The organism is Ruminiclostridium sufflavum DSM 19573, from assembly GCF_003208175.1.
Lineage (GTDB): Bacteria > Bacillota > Clostridia > Acetivibrionales > DSM-1351 > Ruminiclostridium > Ruminiclostridium sufflavum.
Genome location: NZ_QKMR01000034.1, coordinates 1 through 24,140 on the forward strand (window position 1 = coordinate 1; position 24,140 = coordinate 24,140).

At 39.6% G+C, this 24,140-nt stretch carries 20 protein-coding genes and 1 pseudogene; 8 read left to right on the plus strand and 13 right to left on the minus strand.

The window, feature by feature from the left end; all coding sequences use genetic code 11:
- From LY28_RS19405 to LY28_RS18235, 4 genes and pseudogenes are all read left to right on the plus strand, one after another.
- Positions 1 to 214, plus strand: a pseudogene (locus LY28_RS19405) (group II intron reverse transcriptase/maturase); the annotation flags it as partial.
- 110 nt (positions 215 to 324) lie between these two features.
- Positions 325 to 798, plus strand: coding sequence for a DUF6385 domain-containing protein (locus LY28_RS19410; protein WP_207658142.1), 474 nt, complete (start codon positions 325 to 327; stop codon positions 796 to 798).
- Between the two features lie 341 nt (positions 799 to 1,139).
- Complete coding sequence (locus LY28_RS18230; RefSeq protein WP_110463602.1) at positions 1,140 to 1,595, plus strand: DUF3806 domain-containing protein; 456 nt, start codon at positions 1,140 to 1,142, stop codon at positions 1,593 to 1,595.
- A gap of 515 nt (positions 1,596 to 2,110) precedes the next feature.
- Entirely contained in the window at positions 2,111 to 3,868 is a 1,758-nt protein-coding gene (locus LY28_RS18235) for a glycosyl hydrolase (protein ID WP_110463617.1), read from the plus strand.
- Positions 3,869 to 3,952: 84 nt separating this feature from the next.
- On the opposite strand, the gene LY28_RS18240 is transcribed toward LY28_RS18235, so the two are convergent.
- The 12 genes from LY28_RS18240 to LY28_RS18295 form a co-directional block, all read right to left on the minus strand.
- Positions 3,953 to 4,750, minus strand: coding sequence for an energy-coupling factor ABC transporter ATP-binding protein (locus LY28_RS18240; RefSeq protein ID WP_110463603.1), 798 nt, complete (start codon positions 4,748 to 4,750; stop codon positions 3,953 to 3,955).
- A gap of 72 nt (positions 4,751 to 4,822) precedes the next feature.
- Positions 4,823 to 5,623: an energy-coupling factor transporter transmembrane component T gene (locus LY28_RS18245; RefSeq protein WP_242981420.1), complete on the minus strand. Its 801-nt coding sequence runs from the start codon at positions 5,621 to 5,623 to the stop codon at positions 4,823 to 4,825.
- 55 nt (positions 5,624 to 5,678) lie between these two features.
- Complete coding sequence (locus LY28_RS18250) at positions 5,679 to 5,873, minus strand: CooT family nickel-binding protein (protein ID WP_110463604.1); 195 nt, start codon at positions 5,871 to 5,873, stop codon at positions 5,679 to 5,681.
- A gap of 6 nt (positions 5,874 to 5,879) precedes the next feature.
- A complete protein-coding gene (locus tag LY28_RS18255) occupies positions 5,880 to 6,296 on the minus strand; it encodes a DUF3842 family protein (RefSeq protein WP_110463605.1) in 417 nt (138 codons plus the stop codon).
- 138 nt (positions 6,297 to 6,434) lie between these two features.
- A complete protein-coding gene (locus LY28_RS18260; RefSeq protein ID WP_110463606.1) occupies positions 6,435 to 7,823 on the minus strand; it encodes a sensor histidine kinase in 1,389 nt (462 codons plus the stop codon).
- A gap of 2 nt (positions 7,824 to 7,825) precedes the next feature.
- Positions 7,826 to 8,527, minus strand: a complete 702-nt coding sequence (locus tag LY28_RS18265) for a response regulator transcription factor (protein WP_110463619.1) — start codon at positions 8,525 to 8,527, stop codon at positions 7,826 to 7,828.
- 87 nt (positions 8,528 to 8,614) lie between these two features.
- Positions 8,615 to 10,063, minus strand: coding sequence for an urease accessory protein UreH domain-containing protein (locus LY28_RS18270; protein WP_110463607.1), 1,449 nt, complete (start codon positions 10,061 to 10,063; stop codon positions 8,615 to 8,617).
- A 155-nt stretch (positions 10,064 to 10,218) separates the two neighbouring features.
- Entirely contained in the window at positions 10,219 to 10,974 is a 756-nt protein-coding gene (srtB, locus tag LY28_RS18275) for a class B sortase (RefSeq protein WP_110463608.1), read from the minus strand.
- Positions 10,975 to 11,042: 68 nt separating this feature from the next.
- Entirely contained in the window at positions 11,043 to 16,004 is a 4,962-nt protein-coding gene (locus tag LY28_RS18280) for a DUF7601 domain-containing protein (RefSeq protein ID WP_110463609.1), read from the minus strand.
- Positions 16,005 to 16,389: 385 nt separating this feature from the next.
- Positions 16,390 to 17,514 carry a response regulator gene (locus tag LY28_RS18285; protein WP_110463610.1) on the minus strand — a complete coding sequence of 375 codons (1,125 nt, stop codon included), beginning with the start codon at positions 17,512 to 17,514 and terminating at the stop codon, positions 16,390 to 16,392.
- The gene (locus LY28_RS18290) at positions 17,507 to 18,727 is read right to left on the minus strand and encodes a sensor histidine kinase (RefSeq protein WP_110463611.1); all 1,221 of its coding nucleotides are present in this window, start codon (positions 18,725 to 18,727) and stop codon (positions 17,507 to 17,509) included. Before LY28_RS18290 ends, LY28_RS18285 begins: the two co-directional genes overlap by 8 nt.
- A 176-nt stretch (positions 18,728 to 18,903) precedes the next feature.
- Positions 18,904 to 19,866, minus strand: coding sequence for a PstS family phosphate ABC transporter substrate-binding protein (locus LY28_RS18295; protein ID WP_110463612.1), 963 nt, complete (start codon positions 19,864 to 19,866; stop codon positions 18,904 to 18,906).
- Between the two features lie 368 nt (positions 19,867 to 20,234).
- Here LY28_RS18295 and phoU point away from each other — a divergent pair, with 368 nt between their 5' ends.
- Both phoU and LY28_RS18305 read left to right on the plus strand, forming a co-directional pair.
- Positions 20,235 to 20,888: a phosphate signaling complex protein PhoU gene (phoU, locus tag LY28_RS18300; RefSeq protein ID WP_110463613.1), complete on the plus strand. Its 654-nt coding sequence runs from the start codon at positions 20,235 to 20,237 to the stop codon at positions 20,886 to 20,888.
- 29 nt (positions 20,889 to 20,917) lie between these two features.
- Positions 20,918 to 21,625 (plus strand): response regulator transcription factor, encoded by a 708-nt coding sequence (locus LY28_RS18305; protein WP_110463614.1) that lies wholly within the window; start codon positions 20,918 to 20,920, stop codon positions 21,623 to 21,625.
- A 22-nt stretch (positions 21,626 to 21,647) separates the two neighbouring features.
- On the opposite strand, the gene LY28_RS18310 is transcribed toward LY28_RS18305, so the two are convergent.
- Positions 21,648 to 22,016 (minus strand): winged helix-turn-helix transcriptional regulator, encoded by a 369-nt coding sequence (locus LY28_RS18310; protein WP_110463615.1) that lies wholly within the window; start codon positions 22,014 to 22,016, stop codon positions 21,648 to 21,650.
- Positions 22,017 to 22,477: 461 nt separating this feature from the next.
- Here LY28_RS18310 and LY28_RS18315 point away from each other — a divergent pair, with 461 nt between their 5' ends.
- Positions 22,478 to 23,698 (plus strand): alpha/beta hydrolase fold domain-containing protein, encoded by a 1,221-nt coding sequence (locus LY28_RS18315; RefSeq protein ID WP_165835628.1) that lies wholly within the window; start codon positions 22,478 to 22,480, stop codon positions 23,696 to 23,698.
- A gap of 273 nt (positions 23,699 to 23,971) precedes the next feature.
- Positions 23,972 to 24,140 (plus strand): transposase (locus LY28_RS18320; protein ID WP_207658143.1); only part of this gene is annotated, 169 nt, incomplete at its 3' end.

Below are 24,140 nucleotides of genomic sequence, written 5' to 3' on the forward strand. Positions count from 1 at the left end.
CGGAAATATGCACTGCCATCACAAAACGCCGTACCATAAATGCAAAGATGATAGTTATAGCAATTTGGTGCTTGTAACAATGAATGTTCACCAGTTGCTTCATGCAAAAAAGCCGGAAACAATCCAGTTTTATCTGGATATCATTAAACCGGACAAAAAGCAGATGACTAAAATTAACCGCCTAAGAAAAATGCTTGAGTTGGCAAGTATTTAAAATAACGTGTTTAGTTTCAGATATAGTTTAAGTTGCAAAATTTAGTTTTGATAGAACGCCGTGTGCGGGGAAATTCGCACGCACGGTGTGGAGTGGGGGAAAAGTTAGAGATGATATCAAAGACTTACCTATCACTATGCATGGTATTGGCGGGATATGGCGAATGCGGCTCCGATAATATAAAAATTATTACAGAGCAAGGCTCATGTGATAATTTATCCCTTTCGGTAGAGTGCTCAAAAGAAGTAACAGTACATGTATTGCCAAGGTTTTATGAATATAAGGAAACCCTTCAGGCAGAGCCTGCTTCGGAATTCCTTACAGCAGGCGTTAATATCTCATTAATGCAAAAAGTATCCTACTTCATAAAAAACACCAATAGTGCTATTATAACCGTAATAGCCGAAAACAGCCCAGATAATGTGCACTATGTGAAGGAAATTCAAAAAATATTTATACCTCCGGGCTCAAGCGGCTTACTAGTGCCTATAAATTTCAGTAAATTTGTCAGGCTGTCAGTCAATATTCCTCAGGAAGGAAACAATTCAATAATAGATACATGGCTGAATATGCAGCAATATTAAAAATGACGGAAGGGTAAAGCTGAAAGTGCATCCAAAAATTTCAAATCTAAATGAAGAAAAGGATGTACAAATTTTAAGCACTTGGGAAGCCAGACATAAATTGTAAAATAAAAATCCTGCCCGTAACTTTATAAAAAGCAGTATCGGCTTTAAGTCTGCCAAAATGCTGTATTGCTCCTTGTCCGGCAGCATACAGCTGGTCCGCTAAGCTAATAAGTCTAATTACCTTTCAAAATATATTTTAGTTTATATTTACCAATAAGGATTAATTATGGTAAAATACATTTTATAATTAAAGACATATTATTATAAAAGATATATTATAGGGCTGGTGGGTTTAAATGAAAGATGTTTTAGATCTTTCTCAAAAAATAGATAATCTCTCGCGAAAAGCAGTGCATTATGCTAAAGGTTTTTCAAAGGATTTAGATTATACGGAAAATAGCATTGATGCGGTAGAGGAAATATTAGAGTATTATCATAATGACCTGAAAGGAAATATTATAAAAAACTTTCTTAGAAAAATAAAAAACGAAGTTCCTACAGAATCACAGATTTGGTCATTAGCAGCTATTTGGGGAGCATATTTGGGAGATGTAATATGCAAAAATAATTCAGACAGATGCAAATGGGTTTATGAGGATGAGTTTGGAACAGGTGCAATTTTGCATATAAAAATAGATAATAATAGCAGAGCTTATCCGATTGATAAAGTATATAAAAGATTAAAAAACGGTTCAGAGGATAATATAACAACCTTTTACGAGGTCTTAAAGAAAACGCTTTTAAAGCATTAATCAGTGTTCATGGGTAGTTTGAATATTCAACGATTTTGTCGTCCCTCCAATTACACGAAATCTTTATTTCGTGTAATTATATAATAAGCCAATTCTACATATCCTTACTTCTCCACATCTATAAATCATATTCTCTTAAAATATTCTACATATCATATATGAAAGATAACATTACTGTAAACAAAATAAGTTGAGTTCCTAGCAGTTAATATATGCTGCTATTTAGCTTTTTACAGGCATTTATATTAAAATATAATATTTTAAGGAGCTTGGCTTTATAGTTATTTGTAAGCATTTAAATGCTTTACTGTAAAGCGTTTTTTAAAAAAATAATATTATAAATGCTTTATAAATTGAAATTATATTCTGAATATGTTATAATTTGACTAAATATGATGAATTATACGGTAATGTATAAAAACAAATAGTGTGTATATCTTATCATTATTTGGAGTATTTAATATCGCATAGTTTTATCTGTTAGCGAAAAATAATTTAAAAGGGGTGTATTTATGATGAAGAAATTTTTTGGCAGAGCAATTTCTCTGCTGACGGCAGTTACAGTGGCATGTACTGTTTTTACAGCTGTGCCTGCTTCTGTTCAGGCTGCTGATTCCCTTCCTTTAAAAGTTGAAGCAGAAGCCTGCAGTCTTGGCAGCGGAGCTGCTGTTGCAACAAATGTTTATGGGACCGAGTATCCCGGATATTCCGGAAATGGTTTTGTATGGGTAACCAATGCAGGAACTGTTACATTAAAGGTTACAGTACCGAAAAGTGCTATGTATGAGCTTTCGGCAAAATGCTGGATGTATCTTGGGGAAAAAGATGAAACAAGACTTCAGGTTGTAAGTGTCAACGGTGTATCTCAAGGCAATTTTTATATTCCGAACAAAAACGGATGGATTGATTACAGCTTCGGCTACTTCTATCTTGAAGCAGGTACGGCTACGATTGAGATAGGCTCGTCAGGAAGCTGGGGCTATATACTGTATGACACAGTAACATTTGACTATGCGGATATGCCTGCTCTTGACATTGACCCTGCTCCATGTGATGTTAAAGCAACTGCTGAAACAAAATCCCTTAAAAAATATCTTACAGATGTTTACGGTAAAAGCGTAATTTCAGGACAGCAGGAAATATACGGCGGCGGAAATGATGGCAATTCAGAGTTTGAATTTGAATATATTTATGATAAAACAGGCAAATACCCTGCAATCAGAGGCTTTGATATGATGAACTACAATCCTCTGTACGGATGGGAAGACGGAACTACAGACCGTATTATAGATTGGGTAAAGCAACGCAACGGCATTGCAACGGTAGCATGGCATATACATGTTCCCTCTGATTTCACAAGCTATAAGCCCGGTGATATATTGGATTGGACAAAATGTACATATAAGCCGACTTCAAGCTTTAAAACAGCCAATTGCCTCGACAAATCAACAAAGGAATATGCCTACTTGATGCTTGCCATTGATGATCTCGCCAAGCAGCTTCTTGTTTTGCAGGATGCGGGAGTTCCAGTGCTTCTGCGCCCTTTCCATGAAGCCGAAGGAAACAATAATATTGACGGCTCCGGTGCTTGGTTCTGGTGGGGTTCAGCAGGCTCAGAGGTATACAAGCAGCTCTGGAAGCTTCTTTACACAACTCTTACCGAGAAATATGGAATTCATAATGCAATATGGGAAGTAAATCTTTATACCTATACAAATTCATCTGAGTGGTATCCAGGAGATGATTGCGTGGATATAGTTGCATATGATAAATATGAAGGCTCACCCTACACATGGAAAACAAGCTCTGCATCATCCGTTTTTCTTACTCTTGTAAATGATACAAACGATACAAAGATGGTTGCAATGTCAGAAAATGATATCATCCCGGACATTAAGAACATTGTAAACGAGCAGGCATGGTGGCTGTACTTCTGTCCTTGGTACGGAGATTTTCTTACCAGTTCAAGATATAATGATCCTGATCTTCTAAATACTATTTACAACAGCCCCTATGTAATTACTCTGGATGAACTGCCGGCAGATATTTATCAATCCGGTCCAACGCACGGTTTATTGGGTGACCTGAACTCAGACGGAAACGTTGATGCTATTGATTTAGGCCTGTTAAAAGCATATCTGCTGAAAATAAACACGATTTCTATTAATTCAACGAATGCAGATGTTGACGGCAGCGGAGATATAGATGCCTTGGATTTTGCATATGTAAAGAAAAAGCTTTTGGGAATAATCGACAAGTTTCCGATAGAATAAAATACGAGTAAAATATTAATTTCAGAGCTGTTGCATCCTGCTTTAAATAACCAAAGGGGTGCAACAAGCTCTTTTTGCTCTAAATTATGGTTTGTGCCCGTAATTATGAATATGGTAATGGCTGTGCTCATTTCCCTCATGCCGATGATAATACTCGTCAATCAAATTAACTTTTTTCAACAAGTCTATATTCTCAAGAAGCTTTTTAGTATTTGTATCGGCAGCTATTTTATGGTCTTCATCAAATAAGACTGCTCTCGATGAGATTTCCTGAACCAATTCCAGATTATGTGTAGATGTAATCAATGTTTTTCCCGCTTTATTCAATTCCGTCAAAAATTCTACAAGCCATCTTTGTGTTCTTGGATCAAGGCCGTTCATAGGTTCATCAAGAACCAGCACATCAGGATTCATAGACAGTACGCAGGCAATTGCAAGCTTTCTTTTCTCACCGCCGCTCAGGTGATAGGGCTGTCTGTCCTTCAAGCTCTCAATATTCAGCAGACTAAGGCAGTCGTTTACCCTTGCCTCAACCTCCCTCTCACCCATTCCCATTTGTCTCGGGCCGAATGCAATTTCATCATAAACATTAGCACAGAATAGCTGGGTATCTGAGTTTTGAAAAACAAAGCCTATTTTTTGATGAAAAAGCTTTGAAAATTTTGTATTCCGGAGCCTTTTTTGTGTAATTTCTTCCTTGTCAAATTTATAAGTGCCGCTATCAGGTGATACAATACCGTTAATCAGCTTTAAAAGGGTTGACTTTCCGCTTCCGTTAGGCCCCATTAATGCCACAGCCTCACCCCTTGAAATACTGACAGTAATATCGCTTAGTGCTGTCCTTCCCTCATAAGCATAAGACACATTTATTATTTCAATCATTGCTCCAGTCCTTCTGTTCTGTTTGATATACAGCTTAGGAAATAACTTTTTAAAATTAAATCAACAAAATAATTATATAACAGAAAAATAGCAAAACACAAAAATTAGCAGTATATTTATAATAATATAAATAATATCTGCAAGTGAAAACAGGATTTTTCTTGCTGCGCGGTATTCTCCGGTAAAGCCTCTGCATTCCATGGCAGAATACATCTCTTCCGCCATTTCTCTGGACTTTATAAACATGGTGCCTGCAATACCTGAGAGAGACATATACTTGCTTGTATTTCTCCCTACTGACCTTAGCTTGAGAGAATACAGCATATTAAGTGAAAAATCACCCAGCAGAAAAATATATTTTATAGTTATATCCAAAACAAGTATAAATATATCCGGTACAAAAAATACTTTTAATGCATTTGTTATGGAATTCCATGAAGTGGAATATGATAGTATGTTAACAGCTGTAATCGTTGCAAACACCTTTGGCGTAATCATAAAAATACTGTAATAGTTCCCCAAAAAGGCGGAAGGCAAAAGAAGTATAATTGTAAATACAGAAATCAGAAAGCTCACTTTCAGAGTTTTTATAATTTGATAAGCTTTCATGGAGCTTAATACGGATATAAGATATACAATAACGATAATAATAAATTCAGAACTTCTGGAAACAGAAATAAGCACAATAAGTAAAAAAGTAAATGCTACCTTTAAAACTGCACTGATATGAAAGCCTTCGGCAGTGCATGCATTAGTGTTTCTAATCCTTGAGAGTATGTTCAGCAAGGACATAATGCTCTTGTTTATAAAGGTATCCTTATCAGCCTGAGGAATATAATTTTCTTTCTTTGACAGCCATTCCGGCATATTCATTAATATCTCCTGCTTTTATCTGTTATTCCTGCTTTTAATAAATTCAAATTTATCCTTAATCTATTTTCTCTAATATTATGCGATGCTCAACAAGCTCCATTTCCTTTATCTTTGCTTTTATATACTTCTTACGGTTAAAAATATCTTCAAGACACAGCTCATCTCCGTTAGGAATAATCTTGTCAACAGATTCAAGAAACAGCCTTTCTTCTCCTTTTTCATTAAGCAGATATACATTTGCTTCACACATCTTTTATCACCTCGTCATGTATTCTTTGATGCTTTTTATTGCAGCATCTATCAAATGCGGTATAGGCTGGCTTTTATCCACCCCGATAATCTCTATGTTACACCTGTTTAGTGGCAGAATCACTTTCTTTGCCGGACTTTCGGCAATTGCTTTTGCCATTGACGGTGTTAATTCACCCAGCATTGAATTGGAAACCAGTATTCCAATCATACCTATAATTATATCTACCCTCGATGCACTATATACAATAGCGTTTTCGCCGGAGGCGCCTTCATTGGCTCCTGCTTTAAGCATAAAGGACGTTGCGAGGGAATTCGTGCCTAACGCAATGATTTCAGTACCTTCCGGCAGCTCTCTTCTTAATTTTTCAACAATGGACTTCCCTATTCCGCCGCCTTGTCCATCAATTACAGCGATTCTCATACCGACCTCCGCAAATATGTAAATGTAGCATTTTTTTATTCCGTATCAATTATACTGTAATACATAATTTAAGTCCAGTCCGTTTAAATGGATATTCCTGAAATAATACAAAACCAGCTTGTTTTTCAAACGGTAAAATTAATTCTTTGGTAATGAAACAATAAATTCAGTACCAGCTCCCCTTTTGCTGACTGCTTCAATTTTTCCGTTATGTGCCTCTATAATAGCCCTAGCTATAGTCAGGCCTATTCCAGAACCGCCTGTCATTCTGTTTCTGGATTTATCAGCCCTGTAAAATCTCTCAAAGATAAAGGGCAGATCTTCAGCTGATATACCTGGTCCGTTATCCTTAACAGTAAGCTGCAAAAGGTTCCCCCCTCCTTTTATATTTACCTTTACCTCGCTGCCTTTTGTTGAATATTTCAAGGCATTAGACAGAAGATTTATTAAAACCTGACTGATCTTATCCTTGTCGGCATTTATAAATTCTTCGTCACCGGTGAAATAAATTTTAATTCCTTTATATAAATATTCGCTTTCGTAGTTCCTGATAATTTGCCTTACTACTTCTGTAATGCTAAAGCTTGATTTATTTAATATAATATTCTCACTTTCATATCTTGCCAGCTTCTCTAAATCTCCAACCATGCCGCTAAGCCTGACTATTTCATCATGACAGCTGATAAGCCTGTCTTTATCAGCTTCCCAAATACCGTCAATCATTGCTTCTAAATGACTCTGAAGGGTTGCGAGAGGTGTCCTCAATTCATGAGCCACATCAGCTGTAAGCCTTTTTCGTAATGTCTCATGATTTCCAAGCGCATCTGCCAGACTGTTAATTGTATTGGTTAATTCAATTATTTCAATAGTATTGGACTTTTCTGAAATTCTGGCTGAAAAACAGCCTTCAGAAATACTGTGAGCGGCAGAAATTGCTTTTGATATGGGGGAGCTTAGCCTCTTAGCCATAACAGTGCCTAAGGCAAGTGAAAAAATCAAAGCTATTATACCAACGCTTATCAGAATTTTATTTAATGTCTTTAAAAAAGCCAGATCATTATCACTCAAGTAAAAGGGTCCATAGCTTCCAATTTCCACAATACCGACTTTCTGGGAATTATAGTATATATTATACGGCGTTTCTGTATATTCACCCTTCATATTCGGATACTGACTGTTGAGATTATAAGACATATGCTCTATAATGCGCTGGCACATCCCGTTATTGTGAACCCTTGCATCCCATATTGCCTGACCCGATAAATCGGATACCTTTATTATCAGGCCATTTTCAAGCGCACTTACCCCAATTGCTTCAATCATTTCTGTATTCCAGCTTCCGGAATATTGATATTGATTACTTAAAGACGATATGACATCCTTATTTCTTTGTACCTGATTTATTTTTATATATTCCCTGAATTGCCTGTCCAGAAAAAGGTTGGCAAAAATACTTATTAAAAATATACTTATCAGAGCAACAAATATATACGAAAGTGATAGTCTTGTTCTAAGGCTGTATTTCAAAATCAGTCACCACCAAATCTATAGCCTATACCATGTACGGTTAGAATATATTCCGGATTTTTTGTATCTGTTTCTATTTTTTGGCGTAAATTTTTTACATGAGAATCAATAGTTCTGTCATAACCGTCAAAATCCTCGCCAAGAGCCATGCTTATCAGCTCTTCTCTTGTAAAGGCTTTTTTAGGATGCTTTATCAGGGTTAAGAGGATTTTATATTCATTTGGAGTTAAGCTTACACTTTTTCCGTTTTTTTTCACATCCATGCTAAGCTTGTTAATAACAAGGTCGTTCAGGTTAAAGGATACTATGTCATTATTCGGGAAAGGCTCCTCGGAAGCTCTCCTAAGCAGGGCATTGACTCTTGCAACAAGCTGTCTGGGGCTGAACGGCTTTATTATATAATCATCTGCTCCGATATCAAGGCCTTTTAAAATATGCTCTTCTTCCACCTTGGCTGTAAGCATAATTATAGGGACCTTGGATTTCTTTCTGATTTGAATGCAGATGTCTTCTCCTGTCATATCTGGAAGCATTAAATCCAATATGACGAGGCAAGGATTAAACCTTTCAAATAGAGCAACAGCCTGCTTTCCGGTATATGCCTCTACCACATCATATCCATTGTGATGTAAATACGACCTTACTACATCAACAATCTTTATTTCATCGTCAACCACCAATATTTTTTTAGAACTATTTGTCATCATGTTGTAACTACATCCTTATTTTACTATAATCAATTCGGAAGGATTAAGCTTTTAAGCTGATTACTTGCTGCAACAGCCTGCTGTTCAGCCTCCGCAGCAGCCTGCAGCCGGTTGCTGATAATTATTCAGCTCATTTTCAATTCCATCTGGATTTACGGTGCTTATATCATCCACAACTATTATATTACTTCTAAGCATTCCCATCCAGCAGGTATATATAAAATTACCGGTTTTATCGGGAGTAAATTCAATAACATTATCTCCTACTTCAAGATTTTTATTTTCAATATTGTACTCCGATATACGAAGGCTTCTGTTGCATCCGTTTAAATCACCGTCAGCTACACTGATTGTCCATCTGACGGGAATTCCCTTCTGCACTGTTATAGGATAATACCTCCCGGAATCCAGAGTTGTATTTACTGTCTGAACATTTCCCGTTATTGCGGCAATTCCGCTTGATGAAGCTGAATTAGCGGCAACGGGATTTATACTGACTCCCGATAATGCCAGACCTCTGTTAAGCATTACAATTCCAAGTATCATTACAAGAACTGCACTTACCTTCATCATCTTATGAGTAAATTTACTGCTCAAAAAAGAACTTGCAACTCCAAGTCCAAGCATCAGAGGCACGGTTCCCAGACTGAATAAAAACATTGAAAGTGCCCCTGCCAATACACTTCCTGTTCCCAATGCGTAAATCTGCATTGCCTGCAATGGACCGCACGGCATTAACCCGTTAAGAAGGCCTACATAAAAAGGTCCTCTGCTATTATTACTCGCATGTACTCTTTTAGCAAAAAGCTTTGGCATTCTTGGGGTTATTTTTCTGAGTACCGGAAAAATATTCAGCATATTCAATCCCATAATCAGCATAAAAGCACCTGCGGCAATTGCCACAATACCCTTTGCAGTACCGGAAAAGCTTACTATGGAGCCGATTCCTCCGACTATTCCGCCTACGGCAGTGTATGATATAACTCTTCCTGTATTGTACAATATACCCGGCCTTAGCTTGCTGAAGCTTGAATCGCCGGTATCTGTCCGGTATTTGGTACAGACAGATAAATTAATTCCTCCGCACATGGCTACGCAATGCAGAGATGTCAGCAGTCCGATTATAAATAATATACCGAAGCCCATTGATTGGTCAATCTGAGGTATAAAATTGAAGCCGATGGTGTTTTTTATGATTATATAAAGAGCCAATAAGCTTACTGCTATTCCTAAAAACTGACTGATTCCGAAGCTGTCTGAGCCTGAAGCTGCTGCTTTATTCTTATCCTTGCTGTCCTGACCTGTGTCAGGTTTGTTTTTTACCCTGTAATCCAGCTTTTCAACAGCTTTTATTATTTTATTAATGCCGATTATATCACAACGGTATGTCACATACACATTTGAGCTGCTGTAAATAGCCTTGGCATTTATAACTCCGTCAAGCTTATTCAGAGCATTTTCTAATATTGTTTCACAGCCGGTGCATGTCATCCCTTCTATTTGAAGAATTTTGCAAACGGTATTCTTCCCCATAAGTCTTCCTCCTGTTTTATTCCTGCTTCACAGTTTAATGGATTATATTTATATCTTAAATATATTTATACCTTAAATTCTACAATTAAAATATGGAGATTTTATGGAGAATACTGCAAGGACAAAGGGACAGCTTAAAAAGCTCGAAAAAGGGGTTAATTTATCAATTTCCCGAATAACGCATATCTTGCGTTATCGAATTCATAGGAGCAGGTGCACAAGGTAATAATTCTGTCATCAGCCTCTACAAGCGTATTGGCTTCAAAGGTGGATTTCTCTTTGAGAGAATTGATATAGCTTTTGAAATCATTCTCATCCTTAAAATCTAATCTGACAGATTCATAATTTCCATCAGTAACAATGCCGGCAAACCATTCAACCGAAAAATTGCCGGCAGGAGTATAAAGCAGCATAGTTGGAAAGCTGTCGTAATAGCTCTGAGCTTTGTATTTTGTTAAGGCTGAAAACATAGAGCCGTTTTTCATGTTGTGTCCGTAAATAATCGTGTTTTTATCTGAAAAATCCTTATGGTTACGATAATCCATAAATATTGAACCTAGCTTGTTGCTCTCACCTGTGAATAAATGACTAAGATAAAAATCGTTGTCCTTGCCCTGAACTACAGGATAGTCAATCTCGGTGCCTTCAGAGGCAAGCCATCCCACCACATCTTTGTTTATTTTTTCCAGTAATGTGAAGTCAACACTGCTGTTGCCTTCTCCTGCCTGTGCTTCCGGAGATTCCTTGAACAGTGAGATTTTCAGATAGGCGGCATCGCCTTTGGCATACTCCCGCCTGTCTGAAAAAAGTATAAAAGCAGAACTCAGAATGCCCACCGCGCACAGTGCCGCCAAAATACGCAATATCAGGTGCAGACACGATTTTTTAATATTTTTCGTTCCGTTATCCATGGCATTCTCCCTATTTTAGAGAACCTGCGGCAGAATTTTATAGTTTTAGCCGCAGGTTCTCTTTAAAATTATTTCAGCCTTCTATGCCCGGAGTTTTTCTTGCGCAGAACGAAATCGGCGGTGATAAGAGCCAAAAGCACCGCAGAGAAAAATAGCACTCCAAGCTTTGCAAGATCACCGGTCTGATTGTCTCCCGTATGGGGCATACCATTCTGATTGCTTCCCTTATGGGGCTTCTCGCTGCCTGTTGACCCTTGAGGGGAATTGCCGCCGCCATTACCGGTATTACCGCTGTTACCGGTGCTACCTGCAGGAGCTTCCGGTTCTTCTGGAATTATCTCCGAATCGCCGTAATGATTTGTAAAAGCTGCCGTTTGCGTAGTGCCGGTAACAATATTGCCGTCGGCACCTGTGCTCGCCGCAGTATACCCGTCACCGGAATAATCCGACTCGGCAACCGTATACCTTGTACCTTCAGGCAGTCCTGTAATGGTGATACTTTGACCATGAGCGAGGGAAATAATACCGCCGGACTTAATCGTTCCATTCGGCACACCATTGCCGGTGTAATCATAGGAGTCGTATACACCGCTCAAACTTAACGTAAAATTAAACTTACGATTGGTATCGGCCTTTTCTCCGGAAACCGTTTTGCTGATGGTCAAATTTCCGGTATCGGGAGAAGGATACCAATTATTTTTCGTATTGGTGAAGGCTGCTGTTTGCGTAGTACCAGTTTTAATGCCGCCGTCAGCGCCTGTGCTCACCGTAGTGTACCCGTCCCCCGAGTAGTCCGACTCAGTAACCGTATACCTTGTACCTGCCGGCAGACCGGTGATGGTGATGCTCTGACCATTGGCAAGAGAAACCGCATCACCGGTTTTAATTTTTCCGTTTGCAATACCATTTCCAGTGTAATTATAAGAACCGTATGCACCGTTCAAAGTTACCGTAAAATTAAATTTACGAGTGGTGTCGGCATTTGTTCCGGTAACCGTTTTGCTGATAGTCAAATCTCCAGTGCCGGGAGAAGGACTCCAGACATTTTTCGTGTTGGTAAAGGCTGCTGTTTGCGTAGCATCAGTTTCAATGATGCCGTCAGCACCTGTGCTCACCGTGGTATACCCTTCACCCGAATAATCCGACTCGGTGACCGTATACCCTGCACCTGCCGGCAGACCTGTGATGGTAATGCTCTGACCATTGGCAAGGGAAAAGCTGTCTCCGCTTTTTATTGTCCCATCAAGAACACCATTTCCGCTATAGGCATATGGTATATCCATCGCACCGTTCAAAGTAAGCATGAAATCAAAGCTCTTGGAGCGATCACCGGCATTGCCGGCCACAGTTTTTGCAATAACCAGATTTCCTGCTGTTCTCGTATTGGTAAAGGCTGCCGTCTGCGTAGTATTAGTCAGAATATCACCGTCAGCGCCTGTACTGGTGGTAGTGTACCCGGCACCGGAATAATCCGCTTCGGTGACGGTATACCTTGCACCTGCCGGCAGACCTGTTATGGTGATGCTCTGACCATTGGCAAGGGAAAAGCTGTCTCCGCTTGCAATGCTTCCTCCTGACACACCGTGTCCTGTATAGGAATAGACACCTGCTGCACCGCTCAGTGTCAGTGTAAAATCAAAGGCCTTCTCGGTATCCGCTCCGTTACCGGTCACCGCCTTGCTGATTGTCAGGCTGCCCACCGGGTCGGTAGCTTTGTAGTTGACTACATAAAAGGGCGCGCTGCCTGTAATTATTCCAGAACCGTTCACTGTGGTTTTAAGCTCAGAGCTTACAGCAACATTATATTCCATTGGAGGATTCTCATACTCGTCAGGAGATTTTGTCTCCACAAGTATATAGTTGCCCGGGGCAAGACCATAGAATTTAACTGTTCCATCACTGCCGGTGGTTCTTACTGCCCGTGAAGAAGCCCTTGAACCGTCTTTATCGGTGTTGTACAGGGTGAACTCTGCACCAGGCAGAAAAGCGGAGTTTATATCCTTCTTTTTCACAATCAGATAGCCGCTGCGCCCCATGGTGGCCATGCCCTGCTGCTCGGTAATTGCAAAGGCCTTATTTGTGCTTGGTCCATTACCGTCTGCAGCCACCAGCTTAACTGCATTAGTTACATTTTCCGGCGTACCTGTGATGTCGGTAACATAGGTCAGCTTATAGGCCCGGGCACTGTCCGGAAAGTTAAAGGTCAGCTTGCGTGCGCTGTTGTCGTAGCCTATAACTGATTTCAATACATCTGCGGCAAGCTCAGGGCCCTCCTTATATGTTCCGCTGCCGTCATCCTTCAAGGTCAGCTCACGGATGCTTATATTTCGGCTGCCGTCCTGCTCCCAAATCAACTGCCCGCTGGAATCGGTGCGCAGGTCAATGCCTTGCGGCAGGGTATCCTCAATGCCGGTACCAATTTCCCTGCCAAAGGGCGTGTATTCTACAAGCCAGGTCAGAATGCCTTGATTTTGCTTGCTTAAATCCAGAGTTTTATCCAAAACCTTGCTTTTCACTTCTAATAATTGAGATACATTTTTGCCGGGCTGCCATTTCTCTGAACTTATACTGAGGGTATTGGTTTCATTGCGGGTAGCGTTACCCTTCAAATAGCTATCAAGGGTAGTATCGGAAGGCCTTGCCTTTACAAGGACAACATAGGGCTTATTAAGATTTTTAAAGGTAAAGGTGGCGGTCTGTGTGCTGCTTACCCTGTCAAATGCAGCAGTCAGACCCGGTACGGAATCCAGAGCTCCGCCGGAGGTTGTCAAAGAGCCTGTAGCCGGGTAACCGTTTCCGGTATTCAAGGCTTCTGCGGCCTCATAAATCAGGTAATCCTGTCCCTCTGAAAACTTAGCAAACTCCCAGCCTTCGGGAAGAGTATCTGTAACGGCAACATCCCCGAAGCCTTCAGTCAGGTTGGTTTCCACATTAGCAAAATCTATCCCGGAGGCATTGATATTTAGACGGAATATGGCCTCCTTGTATCCGTAATGGAAACCATCAGCCGCATTTGTGGTACGGTTGTCTGCATTTATTCCGCCGGTTCCTGCCGTATGGTCGTTGTCCGCCTCGGCACGATTAAGCAGCTCCTTGGCAAGGACTTTGTTGTTGTAATTTACATAGGTTCCGGCATTGCCCCTGTAATCATTACCCTTGTAGAGGGCGGCATAATTATAAACCTTTTGGTTCTGGTCGTTTCCGGCAAGAATATCCGGATCAATAACCTGACTTTTAAGAACAGCCTGATTGCTTCCGCTGTTTCGCAGGCCTTTAATCTCCACAAGGGTTGCAATAATTTTGCCTTCCTTTTGCAAATTAATAGAGTTTACAGTAAGATGCCCCTCCTTTGAGCTGACCTCAACAAACTTCTGACCGTTGTTACGGGTTATGCCGTCAGACCCAAGACTGAGACCGTCAGGCCAATCTAAGGCGTTAGTGATGTCGGAGTCTGAAGTTTCCGCATCATGGACAAAAAGGTCGTAAACCTTGAAATTCTCAGCGGTTTGTCCCTTCATATCCACATCAAGCGTCCATGTGATTTGATGCTTTTTTATATCCTCAGCACTCTGTGTACCGTTTTTTGAAATGGCATTATATCCGATACCAACTTCGAAACTGCCGGTAGAAGTGCTCCCGGTAGTCCCGTCGCTGCCGCTCCAGCTTACATCTGCCTGATTGTTGTATTTTGTTGCTACGACTGAGCCGTCTATACTATCGGGCACCTTGGTAACAAGCTTCAGCCTCCCGGTATAGTTCACCCCGCCGCCAGTCTTTTCGCCAATCTTATATTTGTTGGATGGCGGCACTGTTGTCCAGCTGATGCCGGGCACATCCTCCCATTTGCTGTCGGTGGCATTCCATCTTTGCCACTGCGCTGAATCAAGGCTAAGGCCGCCTTTTAATTCATCTGTGATGGTCAAGTCATTCAAAGTTCTTCCCTCGTTCTCCACCTTTATATACCAGATGATACTGCGGCCGGTGGTATCATAGGTCGTTCCGCTGATGTCGTCGTCTGTCTCTCCCCATTTGGTTGCATAGGGTTTGGAGATAGTGGCGGTGAAATCGTCAAAATCAACTCTCTTGTTATCCAGATACAGTCCTGCAGTGTTTGTAATGCTCCCGCCTGCAGTAAGTATGGTATTTGGTATTTTGGTTTTAAAGGTAAGGGTCTGGGGACTGACGGAGCCCGCAGGGAAGCTATACGTCAGCTTGGTGGAGCCAGCATCAGGCGTTGCAAGGTCAGCCTCTGAAACTGTACCTCCTGACAGTGAGAAGCTGTTGCCCACATACTCGCCTATGCCGTTCAGGTCATCCTCAAACACATAGCCAGCCAAATCAATTGGAGTCGGAACAGGTGCTGTGTCCTTTTCAGCACTGATGGCAACAGTCCATGTTATGGTGCCCTCATCGATGTTTACAGCACTGCCTTCGGCCTTCTTTTCTACTGAGTATATAATTTTATCACCAGGCAGCTGTAACTTATATTTTTTTTCCAGAATACTTACTGTTTTTTTGCCATCAATATCCGTATCGTGGTTTCCGTTGTATTTAAGAGTCGCCTTAAACATACCGCTTACGCCTGAATAGGCTGTTTCCCCGTCCTGTAGCTTATCGGGGTCAAAAACATACTCATCCCCGTCAAATTTAATATTAGCCATAGCCTGACCTTCTGCATTATTGAGCAGTGTAACAGTCCCTAATTTTTTTTCTTTATACATCAATTCAATGGAATCAGTAGGAACCGGATCAAAATGAAATGAAGTGCTCAGCAGCAATTCAACCTCGTCTCCGTACTGAAAATAATCTAAACCGCCGTCTCCTTCAACAGGAACATTAAAAGCAACAGTTATCCCAATGTCGGTGGAGCCGTCGATGGTTCCTCCCTCATTAATACCTGTGACACTCACATCCGCATCAAGGGAGGATGGCTTTGCGGACAGTGCCTCATTCATTGGAGAAAGCGCACCGAATAATATCGTCAGCAGCAGCACCCAAGCTGTTATTTTTTGTCTTTTTCTTTTTATCATATCTCGCCCCTCATTTCTTTTGTTATAGTGTAAAGTATCTTATATTTAATAAAATACTAAGGTCCCCTAATTCTTGGCTTCATAGCCAAACCTGTTTTTTCTCATGTTTCTTTTTATTGGTAATCAGCCTTTTGCTCTATGATTTTTTGCGGAAGCTTATCATATTTATATTTCAAAAGCATACCAATGATGTCTGGAGAATATTTTATTTCCTAAATACAAATGAACTTTATTATACCAAGTAGTACTGGACATTTTCTGAACATTTTACTGTTTTTCGACATAAACAGACAAAGAACATGCTCTCTGCATGTTGCAGAGAGCATGTTCTTTTATAAAATTATTCTATTATATTGTAGCTGACACAGTGTTTTTTTAATTAAATTTATAATTCAGATATGTCACTGAGCAATTCCTGCATGACTTTATTGGGAGTTATTCCCAGATCTGATTTATACAGCTCTTTGATTTTACTGTAATGAGAAATGAGAGATGCCTTGTCCTTTTTTGTATAATACAGCTTGAGCAGCCTTTCGTTCAATTCATCGTCAAGAGGAGCCTTTTTCAAGGCTTCCAGAAGTACTTTTTCAGCATTTGAATAATCTTTTCCGGTTATATAATATTTGGCAAACTCAGAAACCAGAATACGGTATCTTCTTAGATATTCATCGGATTTATTCTGAGACCAGAAATATTCATTGTCCTCCAGATAATTCCCTTTATATAAGCTGAGTGCCCTTTTGTATTTTTCAACAGATGCTTCAGACAATTCAATATCCGAAGCTGTAAGTTCTTCAAACTCAGCGGTATCCAGGTATACTTCCGGCAGCTCCATTATATAGCTGCCGTCTATAAAGGTGAAATCAAATTTGATATTTGCAGACAGCAAAGTTTTTTTAACTTTATAGACCGTTGTATATAAATACGTATTGAATTGCTTTTCCATTTCACATTCAGGCCAAATAACCTGAGCGATTTTCCACTTTGCAACCTTGCTGTTCAAATTTTCCAGCATAAAGGCAAAAAGCTCCTTTGCCTTTGCGGTGCGCCATTTCACAGCCTTATCGTCTCCCGCTCCGTATACCGATAATGTTCCAAAACAATATATGCGGCCTTTGTCCGCAGGTATTTGAGAGACAGCCGGAAGAGGATTTACCCTTTTCAGCCTTGTTATTACCCGTGCAATATCGTCTGAAGAAAACGGCTTGAGTATATAATCAACAGCGTTCACTCGAAAGGCTTCAAGGGCATATTTGTCATAAGCAGTAACAAATACTATCTCAAGCCCTATTCCCATGTCTACAAATTTTCTTGCCAGCTCCAGCCCGGACATATAAGACATCTCTATATCAAGAAAGGCGACATCCGGCTTCAGGTCTTTTACTCCTGCAAGAGCGTCGGCCGCGCTGCTAAATACTCCGACGACGCATATCTGATCGGTTTTTTCAAGTAAAAGCTTGAGAATATCAAGCGCGGGCTTTTCATCATCAACAATAATTGCTCTAAACATTAATTGCGGCATCCTCCTTATACAATAGCGGCTTTATTGTTATCGTTACAGCCGTCCCTTCGCCTTCGGTGCTTTGAATATCAAGCTGCGCGCCTTCCAATACCTTGACACGTCTGCTTACATTGGAAAAGCCAACTCCATCACCTGAGGACTCGAGGCTTCTTAACTTATTCAGCTTTTCAGCCGGAATACCTGTTCCCGTATCACTGACCCGTAGTATAACGGCTCCCTTGCTTTTTTCAGCTGCTATAAGGATGGTTCCTCCGCCGTCTTTTTTGCACAAACCGTGCTTTATGGCATTTTCCACCAAAGGCTGCAGGCAGAGCGAGGGTATTTCCATGCTTATAAGCTCAGGTTCAATATTGTATTCCACGTTGATTTTCTCGCCGAAACGGGCTTTTTCTATCTCAACATAGGCTTTGATCAATTCAACTTCTCTCTCTAGGAAGACCATCAATGATTTATGGTCAATGTCAAATATAAGCCTTAAATATTTGCTGAAATTGACAAGCAGGCTTGCCGCCCTTTCGCTGTCGGTATAACAAAAAGATACCATTGTGTTGATTGCGTTATATAAAAAATGAGGCTTTATTTGCGCCTGCAGAAAAGCCAGCTCGTTTCTGGCTGCTTCCTCACGTGTATTTATAATCTTCTCAATATTATCATGGCAATACAGCACCAAAACCTTAGTCAGAAGATAGGTGCACAGAAACATAAAACATGAGACAAAAGTCTCCATAATCATATCACTGTCCAATTTCCCCGTGAAAAACATTTTGACACCCGGCAGAATAACGGCCGCCACGCTCATAAAAAATATCCGTCGAGTAAGCTTAATATTGAAAAAAATAGCGGAGGCGAAAATCGGAAGAATATAAGAACACAGCAGAACCTTTGCAATGTCATGAGTCAAGGAAAGATACAGGGAATAAATTATAAAAAGAAAAAGGGACAAATACTCCTTTACCGTAAGAGGGATACGACGTGAGCTTACACATATACCCACCGATGAATTTAAGGCAAAAAAGCCTATGGCAGGTAAAATGATATAATACCGCAGATAAACGTCGGGAGTTTTTGCAAGAATGCTTCTGGCCGCAAAATACCAAATCACATGCGCAAGAACTATAAGGGCAGCTGTAATATGTCCTGCCCTTACAATATAACTGCACCATTTATTTAAATTTACAGGTGTTTTTTGCATAGTACTCATATTGTTTCAACCTTTGTAAATAACAGCTTTCTGTTTGTGTCATAAATATGAAATTTAATTATCTCATGCCGGTATAAATCTTTCAAGCAAAAAAATTATTCTGGCAGAAAAGGGGAAAACCCTTTTCTATCCCAGAATATAGGAATTTATTTATCTGAGGTTTTATGATGCATACGTTATTTTATTTTTGCTGTTTCGGCATCATAGCTTTCCAGAGGAATATATCCAACCTGTTCTGAAATCGTAGCTGCATTTTTCATATAGAAGTTTACAAAGGCTTTAACCTGAGGTTCATCCAGCTTCGCTTTGTTTACGTATATGAACAATGGTCTTGAAAGAGGAGCATAGGTTTTATTTTTTATAGTTTCAAATGTCGGCTCAATGGGACCTTTCCCTGCATCAATTTTTAGTACCTTCAGCTTGTCGATGTTCTCCTCATAATATGAGAACCCGAAATATCCCAATGCATTTTTATCTCCGGCAATACCCTGCACCAGCACATTATCATCCTCACTCGGTGTAAAATCTGTTCTCGACTCCTTGGCCTTCCCGTTAATTTCTTCTGTAAAATATTCAAATGTTCCGGAGTCTGTTCCGGGACCGTATAACTTTATCGGCTCATCCGGCCAGCTTGCGTTAACATCCTTCCAAGTTTTAACGGTACTGTCCTTTCCCCAGATTTTATTAAGCTCCTCAACAGTTATGGAATCCGCCCAATCGTTATCCTTGTTTACTACTACCGATATTCCGTCGTACGCAACCTCCAGCTCGACATAATCAATACCGTTGGCCTTTGCCTTATCAATTTCCTCCTGCTTTATCTTTCTTGAAGCATCGCATATTGCTATCTCATTTGCAACAAACTTTTTCATTCCTCCGCCGGTTCCTGATAATGCCACGGAAACTTCAACATCCGGCTGCTCGTTTCTGAATTCCTCTGCAATTGCCATAGTAATAGGATAAACTGTACTGGAACCGTCAATAACCACAGTTCCTGTAAGCTTTTCAGACGAATCGCCGGTCTTTCCTCCGTTATCGGTATTATCGGAAACAGTGTTTCCGCAAGCTGAAACCGAAGCGGCTAATGCAATACCAAGAATCAATGCACCTATACGTTTTGTGTTAAAATATCTACTCATTTAATTACCTCCTCCAAATATAAATAAAAACATTATAAACAGATACACACTGTTTATGTGTTGCTCCAGCCACTGCTTGTAAATGCCCTATGCAGCAGCCACATTTTTATTATATTGGACTTTGTTAATGTAAGTATTTTGTTTTTGTTAATCATTGTTAATAAACAATTAAAAATTATTAACAAAATTAGTATGCGGAAATTGGCAGATACAATACATAAAAATATACAAATAACCTGTTCCGGGTAAAATTAAAGGTTTAATTAACAACAACTTAACGCAGATTTAAACCTGCATTAAAAATATATTGATAATATTAAAAAAGAAAATTATCTATTGTGTTAATTTATATAAGGAGTGATTTAAATATGGTCAGAAATTCCTTTGAAACTGATCTCGAAAATCTGCAGAGCTTAATGGTCAGAATGGCAGGTCTGGTGGAGGAGTCCATCGAAAATTCCATACTTGCTTTAAGAAAGCAGGATAAGGAGCTGGCAAGGAAGGTATACGAAAATGATGATACTATTGACAATCTTGAAAGCAAGATTGAAAAAATATGCATTAGCCTTATTGCCAAGCAGCAGCCATTGGCAAAAGACTTGAGGGCTATCAGCACAGCCCTGAAAATAATTACTGATATGGAACGAATAGCAGATCAGGCTGCCGATATCTCCGAATTGATTATTAAAATGGATAGCATAAAACATATCAAGCCTGTTGTAGATATACCGGTAATGGCTGATTATACAAAGAGAATGGTTGTTAATGCCATTGATTCCTATGTACGTCAGGATATCTCCCTCGCAAAAGCGGTTTGCAATTCGGATGACGAGGTTGACAGCTATTTCTCAAAAATTGTGCTGGAGCTTATAAACATAATGAAAAACAATCCCGAAACTGTTATGCAGGCGACGGATTTGATGTTTATCGTTAAATATCTGGAGCGTATCGGAGACCATGCAACAAATATTGCCGAATGGGTTGTTTTTAATGTAACAGGTTCACATGAGCATATAAGCTGATTTCAGAAAACTCATAACGGAGTGACAAAATGGCTAAAAAGAATATTTATGTAGTAGACGATGAATTTAATATACAGCAATTAATAAAATACAGCCTTGAGTCATATGGTTTTAATGTTACATGCTTTTACAGCGGTGAGGATTTGTTAACACACACCAATAAAAGCCTTCCGGATTTGTTTATTCTGGATATAATGCTCCCCGGTATTGATGGCTTGGAGGTTTGCAGGCAATTAAAGCTTAATTCCCTTACGCAAAACATTCCCATAATAATAATTACTGCAAAGAGTGAGGAATTTGACAGGGTTCTCGGACTGGAACTGGGCGCAGACGACTATATGACAAAGCCGTTCAGCGTGCGCGAATTATTTTCAAGAATTAAAGCTCTATTCCGGAGAATTAACGTTTTACCGGAGGAAAAGAAATTTGATATTATATCCCATAAGAATATAATGGTTGATTCGGGCAGAAGAGAGGTTTATAAGGATAATGAGCTGATTGATATGCCTCTCAAGGAATTTGAGCTTTTAAAAATGCTGATCAGCAATAAAGGTCAGGTTCTCTCAAGAGAGCTTATACTTGATAAAGTATGGGGAATTGACTACTGTGCCGAAACAAGAACCGTCGATGTCCATATACGCTATCTGCGTCAGAAAATAGAGGATGATGACGAAAACCCCAGATTCATTGAGACAATCCGGGGAGTAGGCTACCGTTTTACCGATAACAGTGTCTGAATACCGTTAGCTTTTTGTTTAATCAAAATTCAGGCTTTGGATCATGATTAAATTTACTTCTTTTTAATTCTACACCCCATTTTGCAATTTCATCAAAAATAGAAAATAATTTCTTTCCGTCTTCTGATAAAGAATATTCTACACGCGGCGGCATTTCGTTATATTGGTATCTGCTGACAAGTCCGTCCCTTTCCAGTTCCTTAAGAGAACTTGTCAACATCATATTGGTTATACCAATAATACATCTTTTGAGATCCTGATACCTGAGTATTCCCCCATTCACAGTAAGAATCCAAAGAATCGGCAGCTTCCACTTTCCTTCTAAAAGCTTAAAGGCGGCAGCCACAGGGCAATGTCCGTCATTAATTGATAAACATATCAGCTCTTTCATGCATAACTCTCCTTTAGTATAAAAATCATACCTAGTAATAATATTCTGCGTACTTGTAATAATTTCTTATTAATATATAATGTAACATAAAAAGTAACATTTGGCCAATATATAAATGTATATAAGCATTTTTTTTGTAAAAATTGACTAAATAGCTGTTCTTAATTTATATTACCCTTTTAAAATATTCAAGAGGAGATTGATAGTTCATGTACCGGTACAATCAATTATATCAGCGCGCTTGTTTCATTATGTACTATGACTTTTCAACTTAAATACGTATTATATTAATTATCATTAAAAAAGTTTTTGTGGTAGGTATTATGAGGTTTTGTACATATAAAAACAAATAATACTTGTTTTTACGTGCTATTTATATAGTATGCTATTGACATGGTATTAATTTAAACATTTATAATTTTTTACATAATAAAACAAAAAAACTAAAAAGGAGTATGATTATGAAAAAGAAGTTTATGCTAATTATGTTTTTGGTTGTAGCTTTAATGGTGACTTTTGTAACCCCTGTCACCAACCCTATGCCTGTTTCTGCTGCTCAGGTATTTGGAGACCTTAATGCTGACGGAAGTGTGGATGCTTTGGATCTGGCAGTGGTGAAAAGCCATCTTTTAGGCAATTCCTCCCTCAGCAATCCTTTACTGGCAGATGTAAATGCCGATAAATCACTTGATGCACTTGATTTCTCGCTTTACAAGCAGTACCTGCTGAAATTAATAACCAAATTTCCCGGAGATCAGGGCAGTGTGACTCCTCAGCTTCCTAATCCTATCAAGGTAGGAATATCCGGCATGAGCTTGGATACATCACAAATAAAAACAAAATATCTGAATGTTACATATGGCAATGTTTCTAAAAACCAAACCTTGGATATTTACCTTCCTAATGATATCAGCGGTCCATTCCCTGTTATTATTGGAATTTTCGGCGGTGCTTGGCTGGGCGGAAGCTCAAAAGGTACTGATATGGCTCCTATAATTGAAGGTGGACATAATAATGGCTATGCTGTGGTATGTGTAAACTACAGGCTTTCAGGCGAAGCAAAATTCCCCGCAGCAGTCAGTGATTGTAAGGCAGCAGTTCGCTTTATAAGAGCAAATGCCGCAAAATACGGCTTTAATCCTGACAAAATTGCAGCATGGGGCGACAGCTCAGGGGGTCATTTAACAGCTATGCTTGGTACAACAGGAAATGTAACCACTCTGGATGGGGATACTACAACTAACAGCAGCTATCCTTCCAATATACAGGCAGCTGTTGACTGGTTCGGGCCTACAGATTTTACAAAGATGGATGACCAGTTCAAAGCCTCCGGCATATCAAGCCTGTTAGGAAGTCATAGTGCCGCAGGTTCTCCTGAGAGCCAATTCTTGGGCGTTGCAGTTTCCTCAAACCCTGCATTGGCACAAAAGGCAAACCCGATATCCTATGTATCTACCATGAATGCAAGTACGGCTCCTGCATTCTTTATACAACACGGTTCAAGCGATAATCTTGTACCTTACCAGCAATCCGTAATCTTGGCTGATGCTCTCAAACCGGTTATAGGTTCTGATAAAGTTAAGCTGGAAATAATTCAGGGTGCGGGTCACGGTACTTCCGAATTCTCTGCCGCATCAAACATAACAAAAATCTTTGCATTCCTGAATCCTATTATGAAGTAGGAAAAGCTTTAGCTTTAATACGGGTTGTAAGGCAATAAGCAAAGCAAGGCAAAAAACCCGCGGAGATACTTTTTTAAGTATCTCCGCGGGTTAATAATTTATGGGCTTTAGCCTGTTGAGCATAAGGCAAGTTTCTCGGCAGAGAAATGAGCCATGCGAAACAATAAACCACCCGCTATGCGGGTGCGCGACAGAAGTTATACAAAAAAATCACCTTTTCGTTAAAATAGAGTTGTTCAAGCTACTAAATTAACGAGAGGAAAGGTGATTTTAATGGCAAATAAGGAACACAGCTTAGCTCACACAAAATGGATGTGTAAATATCATATAGTGTTCACTCCAAAGTATAGACGAAAGGCGATATATAATCAATACAAACAGAGTATCAGAGAAATTTTGATACAATTATGTAGCTACAAAGGAGTAGAGATACTTGAAGGGC